General features: G+C 68.3%; 18 protein-coding genes. 6 read left to right on the top strand and 12 right to left on the bottom strand.

Going from position 1 to position 16,451, the window contains the following annotated elements:
• Positions 1-250: 250 nt before the first annotated feature.
• From ACOCMH_RS08000 to ACOCMH_RS08010, 3 genes are read left to right on the top strand one after another with little or no spacing between them, the layout of a single operon-like run.
• Complete coding sequence (locus tag ACOCMH_RS08000) at positions 251-1,048, top strand: Crp/Fnr family transcriptional regulator (protein WP_427306372.1); 798 nt, start codon at positions 251-253, stop codon at positions 1,046-1,048.
• A 1-nt stretch (position 1,049) separates the two neighbouring features.
• Entirely contained in the window at positions 1,050-1,403 is a 354-nt protein-coding gene (gene flhD, locus ACOCMH_RS08005) for a flagellar transcriptional regulator FlhD (protein ID WP_427306374.1), read from the top strand.
• A gap of 3 nt (positions 1,404-1,406) precedes the next feature.
• Positions 1,407-2,264, top strand: a complete 858-nt coding sequence (locus tag ACOCMH_RS08010; RefSeq protein WP_427306375.1) for a hypothetical protein — start codon at positions 1,407-1,409, stop codon at positions 2,262-2,264.
• Between the two features lie 12 nt (positions 2,265-2,276).
• On the opposite strand, the gene gabD is transcribed toward ACOCMH_RS08010, so the two are convergent.
• The 7 genes from gabD to ACOCMH_RS08045 form a co-directional block, all read right to left on the bottom strand.
• Complete coding sequence (gabD, locus tag ACOCMH_RS08015; protein WP_427306376.1) at positions 2,277-3,725, bottom strand: NADP-dependent succinate-semialdehyde dehydrogenase; 1,449 nt, start codon at positions 3,723-3,725, stop codon at positions 2,277-2,279.
• Positions 3,726-3,800: 75 nt separating this feature from the next.
• Positions 3,801-4,010, bottom strand: coding sequence for a DUF3079 domain-containing protein (locus ACOCMH_RS08020; RefSeq protein ID WP_427306377.1), 210 nt, complete (start codon positions 4,008-4,010; stop codon positions 3,801-3,803).
• Between the two features lie 78 nt (positions 4,011-4,088).
• A complete protein-coding gene (locus ACOCMH_RS08025; protein ID WP_427308399.1) occupies positions 4,089-4,304 on the bottom strand; it encodes a hypothetical protein in 216 nt (71 codons plus the stop codon).
• A 101-nt stretch (positions 4,305-4,405) separates the two neighbouring features.
• A complete protein-coding gene (locus ACOCMH_RS08030; RefSeq protein WP_427306378.1) occupies positions 4,406-5,644 on the bottom strand; it encodes an AI-2E family transporter in 1,239 nt (412 codons plus the stop codon).
• A 216-nt stretch (positions 5,645-5,860) separates the two neighbouring features.
• The gene (locus ACOCMH_RS08035; RefSeq protein ID WP_427306379.1) at positions 5,861-7,282 is read right to left on the bottom strand and encodes an aldehyde dehydrogenase family protein; all 1,422 of its coding nucleotides are present in this window, start codon (positions 7,280-7,282) and stop codon (positions 5,861-5,863) included.
• Positions 7,283-7,311: 29 nt separating this feature from the next.
• Positions 7,312-8,223, bottom strand: coding sequence for a TauD/TfdA dioxygenase family protein (locus tag ACOCMH_RS08040; protein WP_427306381.1), 912 nt, complete (start codon positions 8,221-8,223; stop codon positions 7,312-7,314).
• Positions 8,224-8,261: 38 nt separating this feature from the next.
• The gene (locus tag ACOCMH_RS08045) at positions 8,262-9,932 is read right to left on the bottom strand and encodes a GMC family oxidoreductase (RefSeq protein ID WP_427306382.1); all 1,671 of its coding nucleotides are present in this window, start codon (positions 9,930-9,932) and stop codon (positions 8,262-8,264) included.
• 173 nt (positions 9,933-10,105) lie between these two features.
• Here ACOCMH_RS08045 and ACOCMH_RS08050 point away from each other — a divergent pair, with 173 nt between their 5' ends.
• Both ACOCMH_RS08050 and ACOCMH_RS08055 read left to right on the top strand, forming a co-directional pair.
• Complete coding sequence (locus ACOCMH_RS08050) at positions 10,106-10,816, top strand: GntR family transcriptional regulator (RefSeq protein ID WP_427306384.1); 711 nt, start codon at positions 10,106-10,108, stop codon at positions 10,814-10,816.
• 219 nt (positions 10,817-11,035) lie between these two features.
• The gene (locus ACOCMH_RS08055) at positions 11,036-11,284 is read left to right on the top strand and encodes a hypothetical protein (RefSeq protein WP_427306386.1); all 249 of its coding nucleotides are present in this window, start codon (positions 11,036-11,038) and stop codon (positions 11,282-11,284) included.
• Between the two features lie 54 nt (positions 11,285-11,338).
• On the opposite strand, the gene ACOCMH_RS08060 is transcribed toward ACOCMH_RS08055, so the two are convergent.
• The 3 genes from ACOCMH_RS08060 to ACOCMH_RS08070 all read right to left on the bottom strand — a co-directional run bounded on the left by ACOCMH_RS08060 (position 11,339) and on the right by ACOCMH_RS08070 (position 14,659).
• Positions 11,339-11,863 (bottom strand): host attachment protein, encoded by a 525-nt coding sequence (locus ACOCMH_RS08060; RefSeq protein WP_427306387.1) that lies wholly within the window; start codon positions 11,861-11,863, stop codon positions 11,339-11,341.
• A 215-nt stretch (positions 11,864-12,078) separates the two neighbouring features.
• Positions 12,079-13,647: a sulfatase-like hydrolase/transferase gene (locus tag ACOCMH_RS08065; RefSeq protein ID WP_427306389.1), complete on the bottom strand. Its 1,569-nt coding sequence runs from the start codon at positions 13,645-13,647 to the stop codon at positions 12,079-12,081.
• 34 nt (positions 13,648-13,681) lie between these two features.
• On the bottom strand, positions 13,682-14,659 hold the full coding sequence (locus tag ACOCMH_RS08070) for a Bug family tripartite tricarboxylate transporter substrate binding protein (RefSeq protein WP_427306390.1): 978 nt from the start codon (positions 14,657-14,659) through the stop codon (positions 13,682-13,684).
• Between the two features lie 96 nt (positions 14,660-14,755).
• Here ACOCMH_RS08070 and ACOCMH_RS08075 point away from each other — a divergent pair, with 96 nt between their 5' ends.
• Entirely contained in the window at positions 14,756-15,307 is a 552-nt protein-coding gene (locus ACOCMH_RS08075; protein WP_427306391.1) for a MarR family winged helix-turn-helix transcriptional regulator, read from the top strand.
• Positions 15,308-15,332: 25 nt separating this feature from the next.
• Here ACOCMH_RS08075 and ACOCMH_RS08080 read toward each other — a convergent pair whose 3' ends face one another.
• Together ACOCMH_RS08080 and ACOCMH_RS08085 are read right to left on the bottom strand one after the other, a co-directional pair.
• A complete protein-coding gene (locus ACOCMH_RS08080) occupies positions 15,333-15,458 on the bottom strand; it encodes a hypothetical protein (RefSeq protein WP_427306392.1) in 126 nt (41 codons plus the stop codon).
• Positions 15,458-16,399, bottom strand: coding sequence for a LysR substrate-binding domain-containing protein (locus ACOCMH_RS08085; protein ID WP_427306393.1), 942 nt, complete (start codon positions 16,397-16,399; stop codon positions 15,458-15,460). Before ACOCMH_RS08085 ends, ACOCMH_RS08080 begins: the two co-directional genes overlap by 1 nt.
• Positions 16,400-16,451 lie beyond the last annotated feature (52 nt).

The raw sequence follows: 16,451 nt of genomic DNA on the forward strand, positions 1-16,451 counted from the left end.
GAGATGGTTTGGGCGGCGTGCCGGCCTACGGCGGCGCATCGGATCCTTGTAGTGCGGTAAGGATACCCCTGCTTGCGCGTCCCTTGCACCCGGCCGCATGGCCAAGTGCAGCACGGACGTCCCGGCGGCCCGCAGAACGGAAGCGTCAGACGCTTCCGTTCTGCGAATCAGAATGTACGGATTGTCTGGCCAGGGGGGCTCCATAAAATGGACGCACGAGGTTTCTCAGGTCTTCCATCCCCCAGCGCCGATGACACAGTCCGATGATCGCCCGCCGCAACGCGAAGCCATGCCGTGCAGCATGTGTTGCCAGATGGCCGGCTCCTGCCCAGCATGCGGACTGGGGCAGAAGGCTTGCGGCCCGGCCGGTGCCGACACCGCGCAACGCATGGTCCGCCTGCGCAAGGGGGAGTTCCTGTACCTGCTGGGAGACCCCGTGACCGCGGTCTATGCCATTCGCGTCGGCACGGTCAAGACCCATGTCACCACCGAAGACGGACGCACCCAGGTGCTGGCCTTCCACTTTCCCGGCGACATGGTCGGGCTGGACAGCCTGGTGCGCCCGCACTATGCGTCTTACGCCACCGCGCTCGAAGATACCAAGCTGTGCCTGTTCGCGGTGGACGCCTTGCACCAGGCCGCGGCCAGCCTGGCACCGCTCGGGGGGCAACTGCTGCTGGCACTGGACGGCCAGCTGCAGCGCGCGCGGGCGGTGCAGACCATGCTGGCGCTGATGACGGCCGAAGAGCGGCTGGTAACGTTCCTGCTGTGGCTGGCGGACGGCTTCGCGCTGCGCGGCTTTTCGTCGTCGGCCTTTGTGTTGCGCATGAGCCGGGAAGAGATCGGCAGCTTTATCGGCCTGACGCTGGAAACGGTAAGCCGGCAGTTCTCGCGGCTGGCCGAAGTCGGATTGATCACGGTACGGCACCGCACCATCACGCTGCTCGACAAGCCCGCGCTGCGGGCCATTGCTTCGCGCCCGATGATCCTGGCGCAGGCGCCCCAAGCGCCCATCGCGCGCCGGGCGTCACCGCAGGACATCGGCTGACATGGAACCAGCCCCGCCAGCCAGCGCCAACGTTCCGGAGTTAGCCCAGCCACCGGACGCAGACCCCCTGCGGCAGATCGAGGCGCTGAACCTGTCCTACCTGCTGCTGGCACAGCGGCTGCTGCGCGAGAACCAAGCCGAGGCGCTGTTCCGGCTCGGCCTTGGCCCGGAGGAGGGCCGCGTGCTGGCATCGCTGACGTCGCCGCAAACCGTGGCGCTGGCGCGTTCCAACCTGATGCTGTACCGCTTCCGGCTGGAGAACAGCCTGCTGGTGGCCGCGCTGACCGGACCCGAGCCGCCGCACGCCTTGCAAGGCATGCACGCCGCCATCGTGATGGCCTCGGCGCAGGATTAAGACATGACTTCTGGAATCGGAGGGTATATGACGGGCAATGCGATGACGCATGTCGATCTGAAGCGGATGACCACGACCGCTGATCGCCGGGGCGGGTGGCCGCCCGCGGCAGAGCGCACCGAACTTGCCGGCACGCTGCAGATGCAGGACATCGTCCAGGCCCTCGGCGCCGAGGCCGCCGAACAGCGCTGCATCGAAGCCGGCCTGGAAACGCTGGCCATGGCGGGGCTCCCGCCGGTGCGCGCGGTGGTTTCGGCCGGACCCGGGCGGCAGCCGGCGCTCGACTTCTATGTCGACGCCGACATCCAGGCGTGCTGCGCCCTGGACCGGGCCTTGCAGCAGGCCATCGCCAGCCGCTTCACCAGCGTGCTGCCACCCGGGCTTTCGGTGTCGGTGCTGCCGCTGTCCATCCATGTGCGGGAAAGCAGCGGGCCGGACCATGGGCTCGAGGCGCATGCATGGAGTCGCTGTGCGCGCCAACTGCTGGCCGGCGGCGAGATGCACCAGCGCCTCGCGGTCGTCTGCGCTTATCTGTCAGCGCTGCATGACGCGCAGGGCCTTGCCGAGCGGCTCGGCTACCTGCAGCAGAACCTGCTGGACCAGGGCCAGGAAGCCCTGTCGTGGCGCCTGCGCCGACATCGCAGCGTGGAGGGGCGGGCGCTGGCACAGGCGCTCGAAGGCTTGTCCCGTGCCGCGGACGGGGCGCTGTATGAGTTCGGCACCCGCTACAGCGCCGAGCGCGCCATCTATCAGATCGAACAGATGCAGCACGTGCACGACCAGATCGCGCGCTTTCGGGACAACTGCCGGCTGGCGGCCGCGCAAGCCCAGCCGCGCGGCCCCGCCGGCGCGCCGCGCTGACGCTTGGCCGGCTCAGATGCCGGCCATGCAGGTGTACTTGATCACCAGATAATCGTCGATGCCGTAATGCGAGCCTTCGCGGCCCACGCCCGATTGCTTGACGCCGCCGAACGGCGCCACCTCGTTCGAGATCAGGCCCGTGTTGACGCCGACCATGCCGTATTCCAGCCGTTCCGAGACACGCCAGACCCGGCCCAGGTCGCGCGCATAGAAGTAGCTGGCCAGGCCGAACTCGGTATCGTTGGCCATGGCCACCACGTCGTCCTCGGTGTCGAAGCGGAACAGCGGCGCCAGCGGGCCGAAGGTTTCCTCGCGCGCGACCAGCATGCCGGGCGCGACGTCGGCCAGCACGGTCGGCTGGAAGAAGGAATGCCCGAGCGCGTGGCGCTGGCCACCCTGCAGCAGGCGGGCGCCCTTGCCGAGCGCATCGGCGATATGCTCTTCCACCTTGGCCACGGCCTTGTCGTCGATCAGCGGGCCGATGCGCACGCCGTCCTCCATGCCATTGCCCACCTTAAGCGCCGCCACCGCGGCCACCAGTTTCTGCGCAAACGCCTCGTACACGCCGGACTGCACGTAGATGCGGTTGGCGCAGACGCACGTCTGGCCGGCGTTGCGGTACTTGGAGACGATCGCGCCTTCCACCGCGGCGTCGAGGTCGGCATCGTCGAACACGATAAAGGGCGCGTTGCCGCCCAGTTCCATCGACACCTTCTTGATGGTGGAAGCGGTCTGCGCCATCAGCACGCGTCCGACTTCGGTCGAGCCGGTGAAGGTCAGCTTGCGCACCAGCGGATTGCTGCTCATCTCGCCGCCGATCGCGCTGGCCGAGCCGGTCACCACCGACAGCACCCCAGCGGGAATGCCGGCGCGCTCGGCCAGGGCCACCAGTGCCAGCGCCGTCAACGGCGTCTGAGAGGCGGGTTTGAGCACCATGGTGCAGCCTACCGCCAGCGCCGGGCCGGCCTTGCGAGTGATCATGGCGGCGGGAAAGTTCCACGGCGTGATTGCGGCGCAGAGCCCGACCGGCTCCTTGGTCACCACGATGCGCTGGTTGCTCACTGGGGCGGGAATGGTATCGCCATAGACCCGCTTGCCTTCCTCGGCAAACCATTCGATGAACGAGGCCGCGTAGGCGATCTCGCCGCGCGCTTCGGCAATCGGCTTGCCTTGCTCCGCGGTCATGATGCGGGCCAGGTCTTCCTGGCTGGCCAGGATCAGTTCGAACCATTTGCGCAGCAGCGCCGAGCGCTCCTTGGCGGTACGGGCGCGCCACGCCGGCAGCGCGCGATTGGCGGCCTCGATCGCCTGCCGGGTTTCCGCGGCGCCCAGCTGCGGCACCTGGCCCACGCGCTCGCCGGTGGCGGGGTTGGTCACGTCGATGCGGCGCTCGCCATCGATCCAGCGGCCGTCGATAAAGCACTGCTGCCGCAGCAGCGAGGAGTCCTGGAGGTTCAGCATGATTGTCTCGGTGGATGCCGGCGGTGGCGCCGGGTCTTATCGTTAAGCCGGAGACAACGATTGTAATCCTGCTCCCTAGGGGGTGGTCCCGGACGGTGCCGCGGGCGACGGCGCCTCGATGCCCCAGTCGCCGCATTCAAGCCAGTCTTCGCCGAGCAGTTCAACCGGATGCTGGGTGCGGCTGGAGCCATTGCCGCAGCGCATGGAATCGACCGGGCAGTATTGGTCGCAGCCCCAGCAAATGCGCTCGGGATGGCTGGGGTAGAGAGGAAATTTCTTGGCCATGATGGCCCATTATGTCGGCGCCACCGGCGGTCGGGCTTGCGCGGGATCAAGGCGGCGCCAGCAGGGCTATGGCGCCCGTCAGCGCCAGCCGTCGGCGTCCAGCCGTGTCCAGCGGTCCGGCGCGTCGCCGTCGTGGGACGCAAGCAGCAGTGTCTCGCCGCAGTGGCCGCAACGGTACACGAACGCATTCTGGCCGCTCGCCATCCTCAGTGTTGCCGAGATCGACAGCCGCGGATGCGGCGGCACATGGCCGGGACGGTCCAGTTGCGACTCGCACAGGTCGCATAAAGACATCATGTTTTCCTCCGCGCGAACCGCCCGCACCAAAATGCTGTGGTGCAGCATCCGCACTTCCAGTATAGCGGCGCAATCCCGCGGCGGTGTGGCGGAAAAAGTCACTCGCCCAGGAACTCGGCGACCACTTCCATGCCCTCGATGTGATCGGCGACCACCTTGGCGATGGTGATCAGGGGAATCGCGAGCAGCATGCCCCACACGCCCCACAGCCAGGTGAACAGCAGCAGGGCGACGAATACCGCCACCGCATTCATGCGCGCCATGCGGCCAGTCATCCACGTGGTGATGACCGACCCGATCAGCGTTGCGATCAGCAGTGAGCCGCCTGCGGCCGCGGCGGCCATGCCGAGCGTGCCGAACTGCATGAACGTGACCATGCCCAGGCACACGGCGATCGCCAGCGCGCCGAAGTAGGGCACCAGGTGCAGCGCCGCCGCCGCAATCGACCAGCTGCCGGCGTTGTCGACCCCAAGCCATTTCAGCAGCAGCCAGGTGCAGATGCCGAGGCCGGCGTTGGTCACCAGCAGCATGCCCATGTAGCGGCGGATGGAACGGTTGACCTCGTCCAGCATGTGCACGCTGATCTTCTTTTCCGAGATGGTGGTGCCCACCATCTTGATGAACTTGCGCTTGAAGGTGTCGCCCGCCAGCATCAGGAAATACAGCAGGAACACGACTACCACCGCCTGCGCCGCCATGGTGAAGATGCTGACCGAGCCGGCCAGCAGCATGTTGTTGATCTGGCCTGACGACTGGTCCACCACCACGTGGGTGCCGCGCGCCGGCGGCGGCTGGCCGGTGCCGCTGAGCACGGTGGCGGCGCGGCGTATCTTCTGCCACATCGAGTCATCGCCGCTGAGCAGCGCACCGATGGAACGCGACAGTTTGCTGGCCATTTCCGGCAAGCTGTTGATCATCGATTCGACCTGCCCCTGCAACAGGTACGCACCGCTCAGCAGGGCGCTCAGCAGCGCCAGCAGCACGATGGTGCTGGCCAGCGTGCGCGGCAGCCCCAGCCGCTGCAGTGCCGACACCAGCGGATCCAGCAGGTAGGCCATCACCACCGCGATGATCACCGGCACCAGGAAATCGCGCGCGATATGCACGGCGTACAGCGAGAACAGCACTGCCAGCACCATCAGCGCGGTGCTGGCGCGATGCAGCGCGCCGGCAACGGCTTCGTCGGTCAGCAGGGCCGGCGCGGGGGCGGATACTTCGTCCGCGGCGCGGCCCGGCGGCGCGGTGTCGCCGGCCGCGGGCCGGCAGTGGTCGGTCAGCAGCGGGACGGGCGTCGCTGGCGGCAGCGCAGAGGCGGTGGGATCGGGCAGGGTCGACATAGCCGGGCGCTTCGGCAAAAGGCCTGGCGCTACCCTCGAAGATAGCGTGCCGGCAGGCATTGGCTGTCGGACGCTTCCGACTGCCGGTGTCAGACAAGCGCGGCAGCGTCGCCGCGGCTGGCGTCATGCGCCCCACAAGCGACACCGCCCGGCTGCAGCGAGGCGCTGCGCCGGGCGGTGGCGGGGTGAGCCGTCGCCAGCGACGGGCTCGCAGCCTCAGCCGGTCACGGTCTTGGTTTCCAGAAACTCGGCGATGCCTTCAGGGCCGTACTCGCGGCCGTTGCCGGAAGTCTTGTAGCCGCCGAACGGCGCGGTGATATCCATCATCGCGCCATTGATGCGCACGTTGCCGGCACGCAGCCTTGCCGCCAGCTTGCGTGCGCGCGCCGGGTCGGATGAGGCGATATAGGCGGCCAGGCCGAAGTCCGTGTCATTCCCGATGGCCACGGCTTGCTCTTCGCTGTCATACGGCAACAGGCACAGCACCGGCCCGAAGATTTCCTCGCGGGCGATGGTCATGTCGTTGCGCACCTCGGCAAAGATGGTCGGGCGGGCATAGAAGCCGCGCTCCAGGCCGTCGGGGCGGCCCGGGCCACCGGCAGCCAGCCGCGCACCCTCCTCGATGCCGACCCTGATCAGGTGCTGCACCTTGTCATACTGGCCGCGGTTGGAGATCGGCCCCATCTTGGTCTCGGGATCCGACGGATCGCCGACCTTGACCGCATTGGCCACCGCCGCCGCAATCTGCACCGCTTCCTCATAGCGAGCGCGCGGCACCAGGACGCGCGTGGGCGCCACGCAGGTCTGTCCGGAATTGACCATGCACTGTGCCACGCCGGTGGTCACCGCGGCCTGCAGGTCGGCGTCGTCCAGGATGATCAGCGGCGACTTGCCGCCCAGTTCCTGCGCCACGCGCTTGACCGTGGGGGCTGCGCTGATGGCCACTTCCACGCCGGCGCGGGTCGAGCCGGTGATCGACACCATGTCGACATCGCGATGCGACGACAGCGCGGCGCCCACCACGCGGCCTTCGCCATAGAGCATGTTGAACACGCCCGGCGGCGTGCCGGCGGCATCCATGATCTCGGCAAAGATCTGCGCATCCAGCGGCGCGATCTCCGACGGCTTGAGCACCACGGTGCAGCCTGCCGCCAGCGCGGGCGCAACCTTGGCCGCGATCTGGTTCAGCGGCCAGTTCCACGGCGTGATCAGCGCGGCGACGCCGATGGCTTCACGCAGGATATGGCTCTTGCCGCGGGGGCTTTCGAAGGCAAAGTCGCGCAGGGCCTGCAGCGTCGCCTGCAACTGTGCCAGCCCGATGGCGGCCTGGAGGTTGGTGGCCAGCGTGATCGGCGCGCCGATCTCCTGGCGCACCGCCTGCGCCAGGTCGGCCATGCGCGCCTGGTAGGCGGCGATGATGCGCTCGAGCAGCGCGATCCGGGTTTCCCGCGTGGACATCGACCACGCCGGGAAGGCGGCGCGCGCGGCCGCGACGGCGCGGTCCACATCCGCGGCGGTGCCCATGGCGAGCCTGCCGGCCACCGCTTCGGTGGCCGGGTCGATGATATCGGCCTGGGTGGCGCCCGCCGCGGGCGCCACCCATTTGCCGTCGAGATAGAACTTGTCGATGCGATGCATGCCGGTTGCCTCGATGGGTTGGCGTTCGGTCAGACCGGACGGTCGCCGATGATGGTGGCGCGGTTCATGTGGCGCACCGCGGGGAAATAGTCCTGCACGGCGTAATGCTGGGTGGAGCGGTTGTCCCACAGCGCGATCGTGTCCGGGTGCCAGCGCAGGCGCACCTGGTACTCCGGCGCCGCGGCCTGGCGGTACAGGTATTGCATCAGGTCCAGTTCGGCGGGCCGGTAGTCCGAGCCGAAGCGATACGGCTGTTCCTTGGCGAAGTTGGCGAAGTGCATGGTGAAGGCCTCGTTGACGAACAGGATCTTCTCGCCGGTTTCCGGATGGGTGCGTACTACCGGGTGCACCATGGGCGGATACTTGGCGCGCATTTCCGCGTACTTCTCGTCGCTCAGCGCGGCGCCGAACGCCGGCATGGCGTCATGCACGGCCTTCAGGTTGGCGATGCGGTCCTTCACGTCTTGCGGCAGGTTGTCGTAGGCCGCGGCCATGTTGACCCAGATGGTGTCGCCGCCCACCTCGGGACACTCCAGGCAGCGCAGCATCGATCCCATCGACGGGATCTCGCGCCAGGACACATCGGAGTGGTAGAGGTTTTCGCGGCCGCGGGCCTTGTCGTTGCGGCCGAACACCACCAGTTCCGGGTGCTCCGGATGGTTGGTGAACATCGGGTGCACTTCCAGGTCGCCGAAGCGCCGCGCCACGGCCACATGGTGGGCCGGCGTGATGGCCTGCTTGCGGAAGAACAGGACCTTGTACTTCAGCAGCGCGCGGCGCAGCGAGAGATAGGTGTCGTGATCGAGAGTCTCGCGGAAATCGATGCCCTCGACTTCGGCGCCGATGGTCGGCGTGCAGCGGCGCACGGTGAAGGGAAAGGGCGCTTGCTCCAGTTCCCGGTAGTCTTGCGGGCTGATGCTGGCAGGTGCGGTGGCTTGCATGGGTTGTCTCCTTGGTGTGGTGTGCCAATGCAGGGGATTCAACGGCACGCGGCCTTGAGCAGGTCCGCGGCCTTTTCGCCGATCATGATGGCGGGCGCGTTGGTGTTGCCGCCGATCAGGGTCGGCATGATCGAGGCGTCGGCGACGCGCAGGCCTTGCACGCCGCGCACGCGCAGTTCCGGGTCGACCACCGCCATGTCGTCGATGCCCATCTTGCAGGTGCCGACCGGGTGATAGACCGTATCGGCATGGTTGCGCACAAAGTCCTGGATCGCCGCCTCGTTGCTGCTGTCGGGACCGAACGCGTCGGTCAGGACCTCGTGCCCGCCGTGCTGCGCCAGCGCCGGCTGGGCGAAGATGCGGCGAATCGCCCGCACCCCTTCGACCATGCCGGCCATGTCTGCCTCGGCCGACAGGAAACGCGGGTCGATCAGCGGCGCCTCGCGCATGTCGGCGCTGCGCAGGCGCACGTGGCCGCGGCTCTTCGGGCGCAGCACGCAGGCATGGCAGGAGTAGCCGTGGCCGAGATTGCCGAGGTTGCGGTTGCCCAGCAGCGCCACCGCGAAGTGCAGCTGCACATCGGGAATCTCCAGTTCGGGACGGCTGCGCAGGAACGCGCCGGCCTCGGCGATATTGGACGTCACCATGCCGGTGCGGCTGCGCCGGTAGCGCAGCACCTCGCGCGCCAGCCGCAGCATGCCGCGGCCGGTCTTGCCGAACAGCTCGGTGCTCTGCAGCTGCTTGTTGACGATGATGTCGAGGTGGTCTTGCAGGTTCTCGCCCACGCCCGGCAATTCGTGGACCACGTCGATGCCGACTTCGCGCAGGTGTGCGGCCGGGCCAATGCCGGAGGCCAGCAGCAACTGCGGCGAATTGAACGCGCCGCCGCTGACCACGATCTCGCGCCGTGCGCGCAGCACCTGCACGGTGCCGCCACGGACCACCTCGACGCCGGTGGCGCGCTTGCCGTCGAACAGGATGCGCAGCGCCTGTGTATCGGTCATCACCGCCAGCCCGCGGCGGCCGCCGTTCAGCGCCGCGTCTGCCGCATTGCCGCTGTGCAGGTAGGCACGCGCGGCGTTCCAGCGCTCGCCATTGCGCTGCGTCACCTGGTACAGGCCCACGCCTTCCTGGGTGTGCCCGTTGAAGTCGTCGTTGTGCGGCAGTCCCGCCTGCATCGCGGCCTGGACAAAGCGCTGCGCGAACGGGTTGGGCGAGCGCAGGTCACTGACGTGCAGCGGTCCGTCGTTGCCGTGCAGCGGATCTGCCTGGCCGCCCAGGCGGGGATTGCGCTCGCTGCGGCGGAAGTAGGGCAGCACGTCGTCGAAGCCCCAGCCGCGGCAACCCAGCGCGGCCCAGTCGTCATAGTCGCGCCGGTGGCCCCGGATATAGACCATGCCGTTGATCGAGGAACTGCCGCCAAGCCCGCGCCCGCGCGGCTGGTATGAGCGGCGGCCGTTCAGCCCCGCCTGCGGCTCGGTGTAGTACGCGTAGTTGCGCGGCCCCGCCCTGGGCACCACGGCGGCGATGCCTACCGGTGCCCAGATGGCGTAGTGATGGTCATGCGGCCCCGCTTCCAGCAGCGCCACCGTGGCGGTGGCGTCCTCGGCCAGGCGTCCGGCCACGGCGCATCCCGCCGATCCCGCGCCGATGACGATGTAGTCGAACTCCGCCGGCGCGCTGGCGGTGTCATTTGCCCTGGTATCCAATTGTCGTGTCTCCTGAGTTGCCAGCCTGCGTGATGGTGCGGGGCGCAAGCAGCTGGTGACCACGGATACTGCCATTACCTGTTATAACAGGTCAATAGGTTGCGACGCGACCTGTCATGATAGGTATAATCCGCCCCACTGACTTACGAGCCGCCCGCCGGGGCGGAATGCACGTGGCACTGCCCAGGTTCAAAGAGATCGAAAGCGAGATTCGCCAGCGGATCGCCAGCAATACATTGGGCCCGGGGGCCAAGCTGCCATCCGAGGCGGAACTGATGACCGAGTTCGGCGTCAGCCGGATCACGGTTCGGCAGGCCCTGTCCGGCCTGCACAACGCCGGCCTGATCGAGAAAGTGAATGGCAAGGGCAGCTTCGTGACGCGCCCGGCCGATACCCCGAGCCTTGGCGCGCTGACCGGCTTCTACGAAACCGGACGTGCGCGCGGCCAGCTGGCCTACGGCAAGCTGGCTTCGGTGCGGTTGCTGCGCGCACCGCCCCATGTCGCCGCCGCATTGAGCCTGCAACCCGGCGAGAAGGTGTTGAGCGTGGCCACGGTGCGCTACTGGGACGACGTGCCGGTTGCGTATTTCAACCTGATGGGTCCTGAGCCGCTGATGCGCCGCCTGGCGCAGGAAGACCTGGAAACCAACGACGCCATGGCGCTGTTCGAAAGCCGGCTGGGGTATCGCTTCCGCGACGTGGCGATGGAAGCCAGTGCCATTGCCGCGCCGGCGGACGTGGCCCGCAAGCTCGGCGTCGCGGCAGGGCTGCCGCTGTTGCGGTTGCGCTGCACGCCATACGACATCGACGGCACGCCGCTGTTCTGCGCCGACCTGCTGTTCCGCTCCGAGCGCTACGCCTACAAATGGAAGCTGACGCGGTAAAACGGGCCGCGGGGTTGTTGCACGGCAACTTTTGCCCGCGCGGCGGTCGCAGTCCGCGTTCGTGCCGTCTGCGCCGCGGCGCTACGCCGCGGCTGCACCAAAGGATTCCCATCTGGTACGTCCGTTGCGTCTTCTCCAGCGCAGCGGCGCGACTGGCGCCCCGCCGGCAGGCTGCGCCATGCAGCAAGCTTGCCGTCCACCTGCCAGCTGGAGGAAGACATGAAAACACCACTACGCATCGGCGCAGCCTTGCTTGCACTCGGCGTCCTGGCGGGTTGCACCGCCACCGGCAGCACCAGCGGGTCGGGCTCGATGTCTGGCTCGGGTTCGGTGACGGAACAGAACCGTAGCCGCACCATGCCGGGCTCCGGCACGTCGACCGGTACCTCCGGCGCGACCAGCACCACCAGCCCCAGCGGCACCTCGAGCGGCGCCAGTGGGACCAGCGGCTCTGGCACCGCTCGCTGAGTGCGGCGCAGCCGCCCGCGCCAGCGTGGGCGGCTGCCTGGTTATCCGGTTTCGCTAGCGGTCGCGGCCGGTATTGACGCGTTCGTCGCGGCGGGCCGGGACTATGCCCTCGTCGGCCAGCCGCTGTTGCAGGTCGTTGTTGGGCACGTGGATGAAATCCTTGCCGATTTCCCTTGTGACGACATCCGTGACGCCGGTCGGCAGGGTCTTGCGCAGCAGGCCGAGGAAGCGCGGCGCCGCGATCAGTGCCAGTTCGTCGAAACGCTGCTTGTTGCGCGCATTGCCCAGGTAATCCGCCACGCGCCGGGCAAACAGCTGCGCTTCCTGGTGCAACTCGTCCTCACCGGCCGAAGACGTTACCGTCGCAGGCCCCACCTGATGGGCGCCGGGGTGGCCCGCGTCGCCTTGCGCGGGTGCCTGGCCGCGGCGGCCATAGGCATCGCGGCGCAGGTCGGCGCGGTCTGCGTGCGCGGCCGCGTCAGTGATTTCCTCGATGACCTCCAGCGGCGCGCTGTCGGCATGCGAGGCGAAAATGCGGGCGACGGATTCGTCCGCCACCAGGATCCAGATGTTCTTCATGATCGCTCCGGTTGCCGGCCCGAACACAGGGCCCTCCAGCCCCTGTTGCAAGGGATACGCCATCCGGCCCGACGCCGGTGTCGGGCCTCGAGCGGGAGCGCGCGCTGCCTGGCATGGCGGCCGCGTCACGCGGTTGCAGTATCGACAGGCACACCGTGCAACTTTTTCAGGCGGCCGGCGCCGGCCGCGGCGGTTTTTGCGTGGCAGCGATCCGGCTACCAGACCCCGAAGAACACGCCGGCCTGCTTGTACACATTGGTCTTGGCCGCGACCTCTTCGTTGGTCACCGTGACGCGCGGCTTGAGCGTGCAGAACCAGTCCAGCAGCCGCAGCCGCATGGCGCTGCGCACGGCTTCGTGCCCGGGGTCGGCGCCGAGGTCGAAGTACTCCTGCGGATCGTTCTGCAGATCGAACAGCTGGGGCCGGAAGCCCTGCCAGTGCACATACTTCCAGCGCGCGTCGCGCACCATCCAGGCGCGGCATTCGCCGGGATGGCGGCCCAGCGCGACACGCGCGCCGCGGTAGGCGTAGTCAAGCTCGGAGACCACGGCATCGCGCCAGGCACCCGCACCCGCGCGCGCGGCAGCGCGCGTCAGGTCCAGCAGCGAGCGGCCTTCGACGCGGTGGTCGGCGGGCGGCATGCCCAGCGCATCCAGCACCGTGGGCACCACGTCGACCGCGCTGACCAGGCTGTATTGCGCCGTGCCGCGGGTGGCATCGGCCTGCGGCGAGGGGTCGTAGACGATCAGCGGGATGTTCTGCACGGTGTCATAGAACTGTTCCTTCTCGCCCAGCCAGTGGTCGCCGAGGAAGTCGCCATGGTCGGCCGTGAAGACGATGAGCGTGTCGTCCCAGCGGCCCAGCCGTTCCAGCTCTTCCCACAGCAGCCCCAGGCGGTCGTCGATCTGCTGGATCAGGCCCTGGTAGGCGGGCCGCACCGTGTCCGACACCTCGCGCCGCATGAAGTTGGCGCATTCCTCTTGGGTGCGATAGGCCGACAGCACCGGATGCTGGTCTTCCAGCTCGGCGTCGTGGCGCTGCAACGGCAGGCAGTCGTCCAGCGCATACGCGGCGTGATATGGCGCGGGAGCGAGGTAAGGCCAGTGCGGCTTGACCAGCGACAGGTGCAGCACCCACGGCTCGTCGCCGCGCGCGCCGATGTACTGCATGGCCTGGTCGACGGTGTAGGCGGTCTCGGAATGCGGCTCGGCCACGCGCGCGGGCAGCCCGGCATTGCGCATGTGCCACCCCGAGACGATCTCGCCGCGCGCGTTCTCCGCGCTGATCACGTAGTCGGTCCACGGGTCGGCGCTGTCGTAGCCCTGCTGGCGCAGCCAGTCGGCATAGGCGCTGCGCGGTTCGGCGTGATGGCCGTCATGGCGGTCCACTTCAGTGAAGTGGCCGCTGCGCAGCAGGGTTTCCAGCTCGGTGCCGCCGTCCAGGTGCAGCCGCTTCAGGTTGGCGTTGTCGGGCATCACGTGAGTCTTTCCCGCCAGCGCCAGCGCGCGGCCGCTGTCCTTGAGGTATTCGCCCAGCGTGATCTCCCCGACCGACAGCGGCACCCGGTTCCAGGTGGCGCCGTGGCTGCTGACGTAGCGTCCGGTGTAGAAGCTCATGCGGCTGGGACCGCAGACCCCGGACGTGACATAGGCGCGGTCGAAGCGCACGCCGCGCGCGGCCAGTGTGTCGATGTTGCGCGTGCGCAGCGTCGGGTGGCCGTAGCAACCCAGGTGGTCGCGCCGCAGCTGGTCGCACATGATGAAGAGGGTATTGCGGATCGTCATGGTCGGAAGGTCGCGGGAAGCGGGGTGACGGGCATCAGTCGCCGGTATAGCCTGACGCCTTGACCACCGGTGCCCACTTGGCGGCGTCGGCCTTCAGCACCCCGGCGAAGGCGTCGGCGGGGCCGGTGGCGGGCTCGAGGCCGAGCTTCAGGAATTTCTCGCGCAGGTCGGGCGACTGCACCGCCTTGACGATGGCGGCGTTGAGCCGCTCCAGCGCCGCCCGCGGCGTGCCGGCGGGCGCCAGCACGCCATAGCGGCCTTCGCCCTCGATGTCCCGGTAGCCGAGTTCCGTGAACGTGGGCACCTCCGGCAGCGCCACCGAACGATGCGAGCCGGACGTGGCCAGCACGCGGATCTTGCCGGCGCGATGCATCTCGGTCAGGTCGGCCAGGGTATCGACCGAGGCAGGCACCTGGCCGCCGACCAGTGCGCTCATCAGCGGCGCCGAGCCGTTGAACGGCACGTGCAGCATCTCCACGCCCACCTGCTTGCCGATCATCAGCCCGAAGAAGTGCGGAATGCTGCCGAGCGCGGGCGACGCATAGGAGTTGTTCTGCGCACCGGCCTTGAGCCATGCCACGTAGTCCTTCAGCGTGCGCGCCGGGCTGCCCGGACCGGTGGCCAGAGCGAGCTGGAAGTTGGCGGCCTGCGCCACCGGGGTGAAATCGCGCTGGATATCGTAGTTGAGCTTGCGGTAGACCAGCGGCGCGATGGTCATCACCGCCGAGTTGGCGACCACCAGCGTATTGCCATCGGCCGGCTGGGTGCGCGCGTAGTCCATCACCAGACGTCCGCCCGCACCGGGCTTGTTCTCGATCACCACGGTCTGGTTAAGGGTCTCGCGCAACTTGTCGCCAACCAGGCGCGCGGCCAGGTCGGCAGTGCCGCCGGCAGGGTAGCCCACCAGGATGCGCAGCGGCCGCTCTGACTGCGCGCTGGCCGGTGCGGCCCAGGCTGCGGCGACGGCCAGCAGGCATGCGGCAAGGCGGGGGAAGAAGTTGCGGGGGCTCACGGTGTCTCCTGTCTGTTATGCGCCGGCGGCCGGCATGGACGGGAAGCTAACACCCGTCGATATAATTGACAAAGTCAACTAAATCTCGGGTGTGGCATGGCACACGACAACGGCGGCAGCCGCCTGCAGCGGCCGCGGCGGCTGGCCGATTTCATCAACTACCGGGTCTATCACCTGAACCGGGTCGCGCTGGGCGCGGCCGCGCTGCACCTGCGCGCGCGGGCCGGCGTGACGCGGCGCGAATGGCGCATGATTGCCTTCCTGGGCGAGCAGCCGGGCACGCGGCTGACCGAACTGGCTGAGAGCGCCGGGCTCGACAAGGTGCTGGCCAGCCGCGCCGTCCACGCGTTGGTGGAACGCGGCCTGGTGCGCCGCGAAACACGCGCGCAGGACCGGCGCGCGGCGGCCTTCACGCTGACCGATGAGGGCAGAGCGGTTTACCGCGCCGCCTTCGCGCAGGCGCGTGACTTCAATACGCGGCTGGCTGCCTGCCTGTCGGCCGAAGAGGCCCGGGTCCTGTCACGCTGCCTGGACAAGCTGCAGGCACAGGCCGGCGCCATGCTGGCCGAGGCCCAGGCGTTGCCGCAGCCGGCGGGCGAGGTGCCGGCGTGGGAACTGCAGCAGTTGTGGCGTGGCGACAAAGGGTAGCGGAGCGGCCCGGGCCGGCGCGCTGTCATGCAGCCACGAAGCCTGCGTCGAGCAGCAACTCCGGCAACGGCTCGTCGGAGTAGCCGAAGAAGTGGTGATACTCAGGCTGGGCCGCGCTTTTGGTTGGGACGCCGGGCGAGCGCGGCGTCATCAGACATCCGTGGCTGCCTCCGGTGCTTCGGAACCCGTAGCCTGCCCCCGGGAAAATGCCGCGGCGGCCTCCAGCAGCCAGGTGCGCAGGTGCTGCATGGCATCGCTTATCGGGCGTGTATCCGGCAGGGCCAGGTAATAGGCGCGCGTGGAGCGCAGCGACCGCGCAATCGGACTCACCAGTTGCCCGCTCGCGAGGTATTCCTCGACCAGGAAGCGCGGCACCAGCCCGATTCCCAGGCCGGCGCGCGCCGCCGCGATCACCATGCTGTGGTGGTCGAAGCGGGCTCCGCGCATGGCGTTGACGTCGTCGATGCCGGCCGCCTCCATCCATTGCTTCCAGCCAAAACTGCGCGTGGCCAGGTGCAGCAGCGGCGCGTGCGCGATGTCATGTGCGTCGATGCGCTGCTTGCGGCCAAACAGCTCCGGATGGCATACCGCCACGGATTCTTCCCCGAACAGCAGGTCCGCCCGCGCGCCGGGATAGACGGCTTCGCCGAAGTGGATCGCCGCGTCATAGGGCGTGCCATCGAACAGGAATACGTCCGACTGGGCACTGATATTGACCACGACCTTGGGATGCCGTGCGTAGAAGTCGGGCAGTCGCGGGATCAGCCATTCCACGGCAAGGGTCGGCACACAGGCCAGCTCGACGGTGCCGCCGGCGCCCTCATGCGCCATCACCTCGAGGGTGTCGCGCTGCAGCTTGCGCAGCATCTCGCGCACCTGCGCGCTGTAGAGGGTACCGGCCGCGGTCAGCGTGATGCGCTGGTTGGCGCGGTGAAAGAGCTGCACGCCGAGCAGGCTTTCCAGCGCGGCAATCTGGCGCGAGACCGCGCTTTCCGTGATGAACAGGTCGGCGGCCGCACGGCGCAGGTTCAGGTGCAGCGCGGCCGCTTCAAAGGCGCGCAGGCTGGAAAGGCTGGGAAGGCGTTGCCGCATTGGAGGGACGTCGGGCTTTAGTTGATGACATAAAGTCATCATCCTATACCGA

Origin of the sequence: Cupriavidus sp. H39 (assembly GCF_050271075.1) — a bacterium.
GTDB lineage: Bacteria > Pseudomonadota > Gammaproteobacteria > Burkholderiales > Burkholderiaceae > Cupriavidus > Cupriavidus necator_B.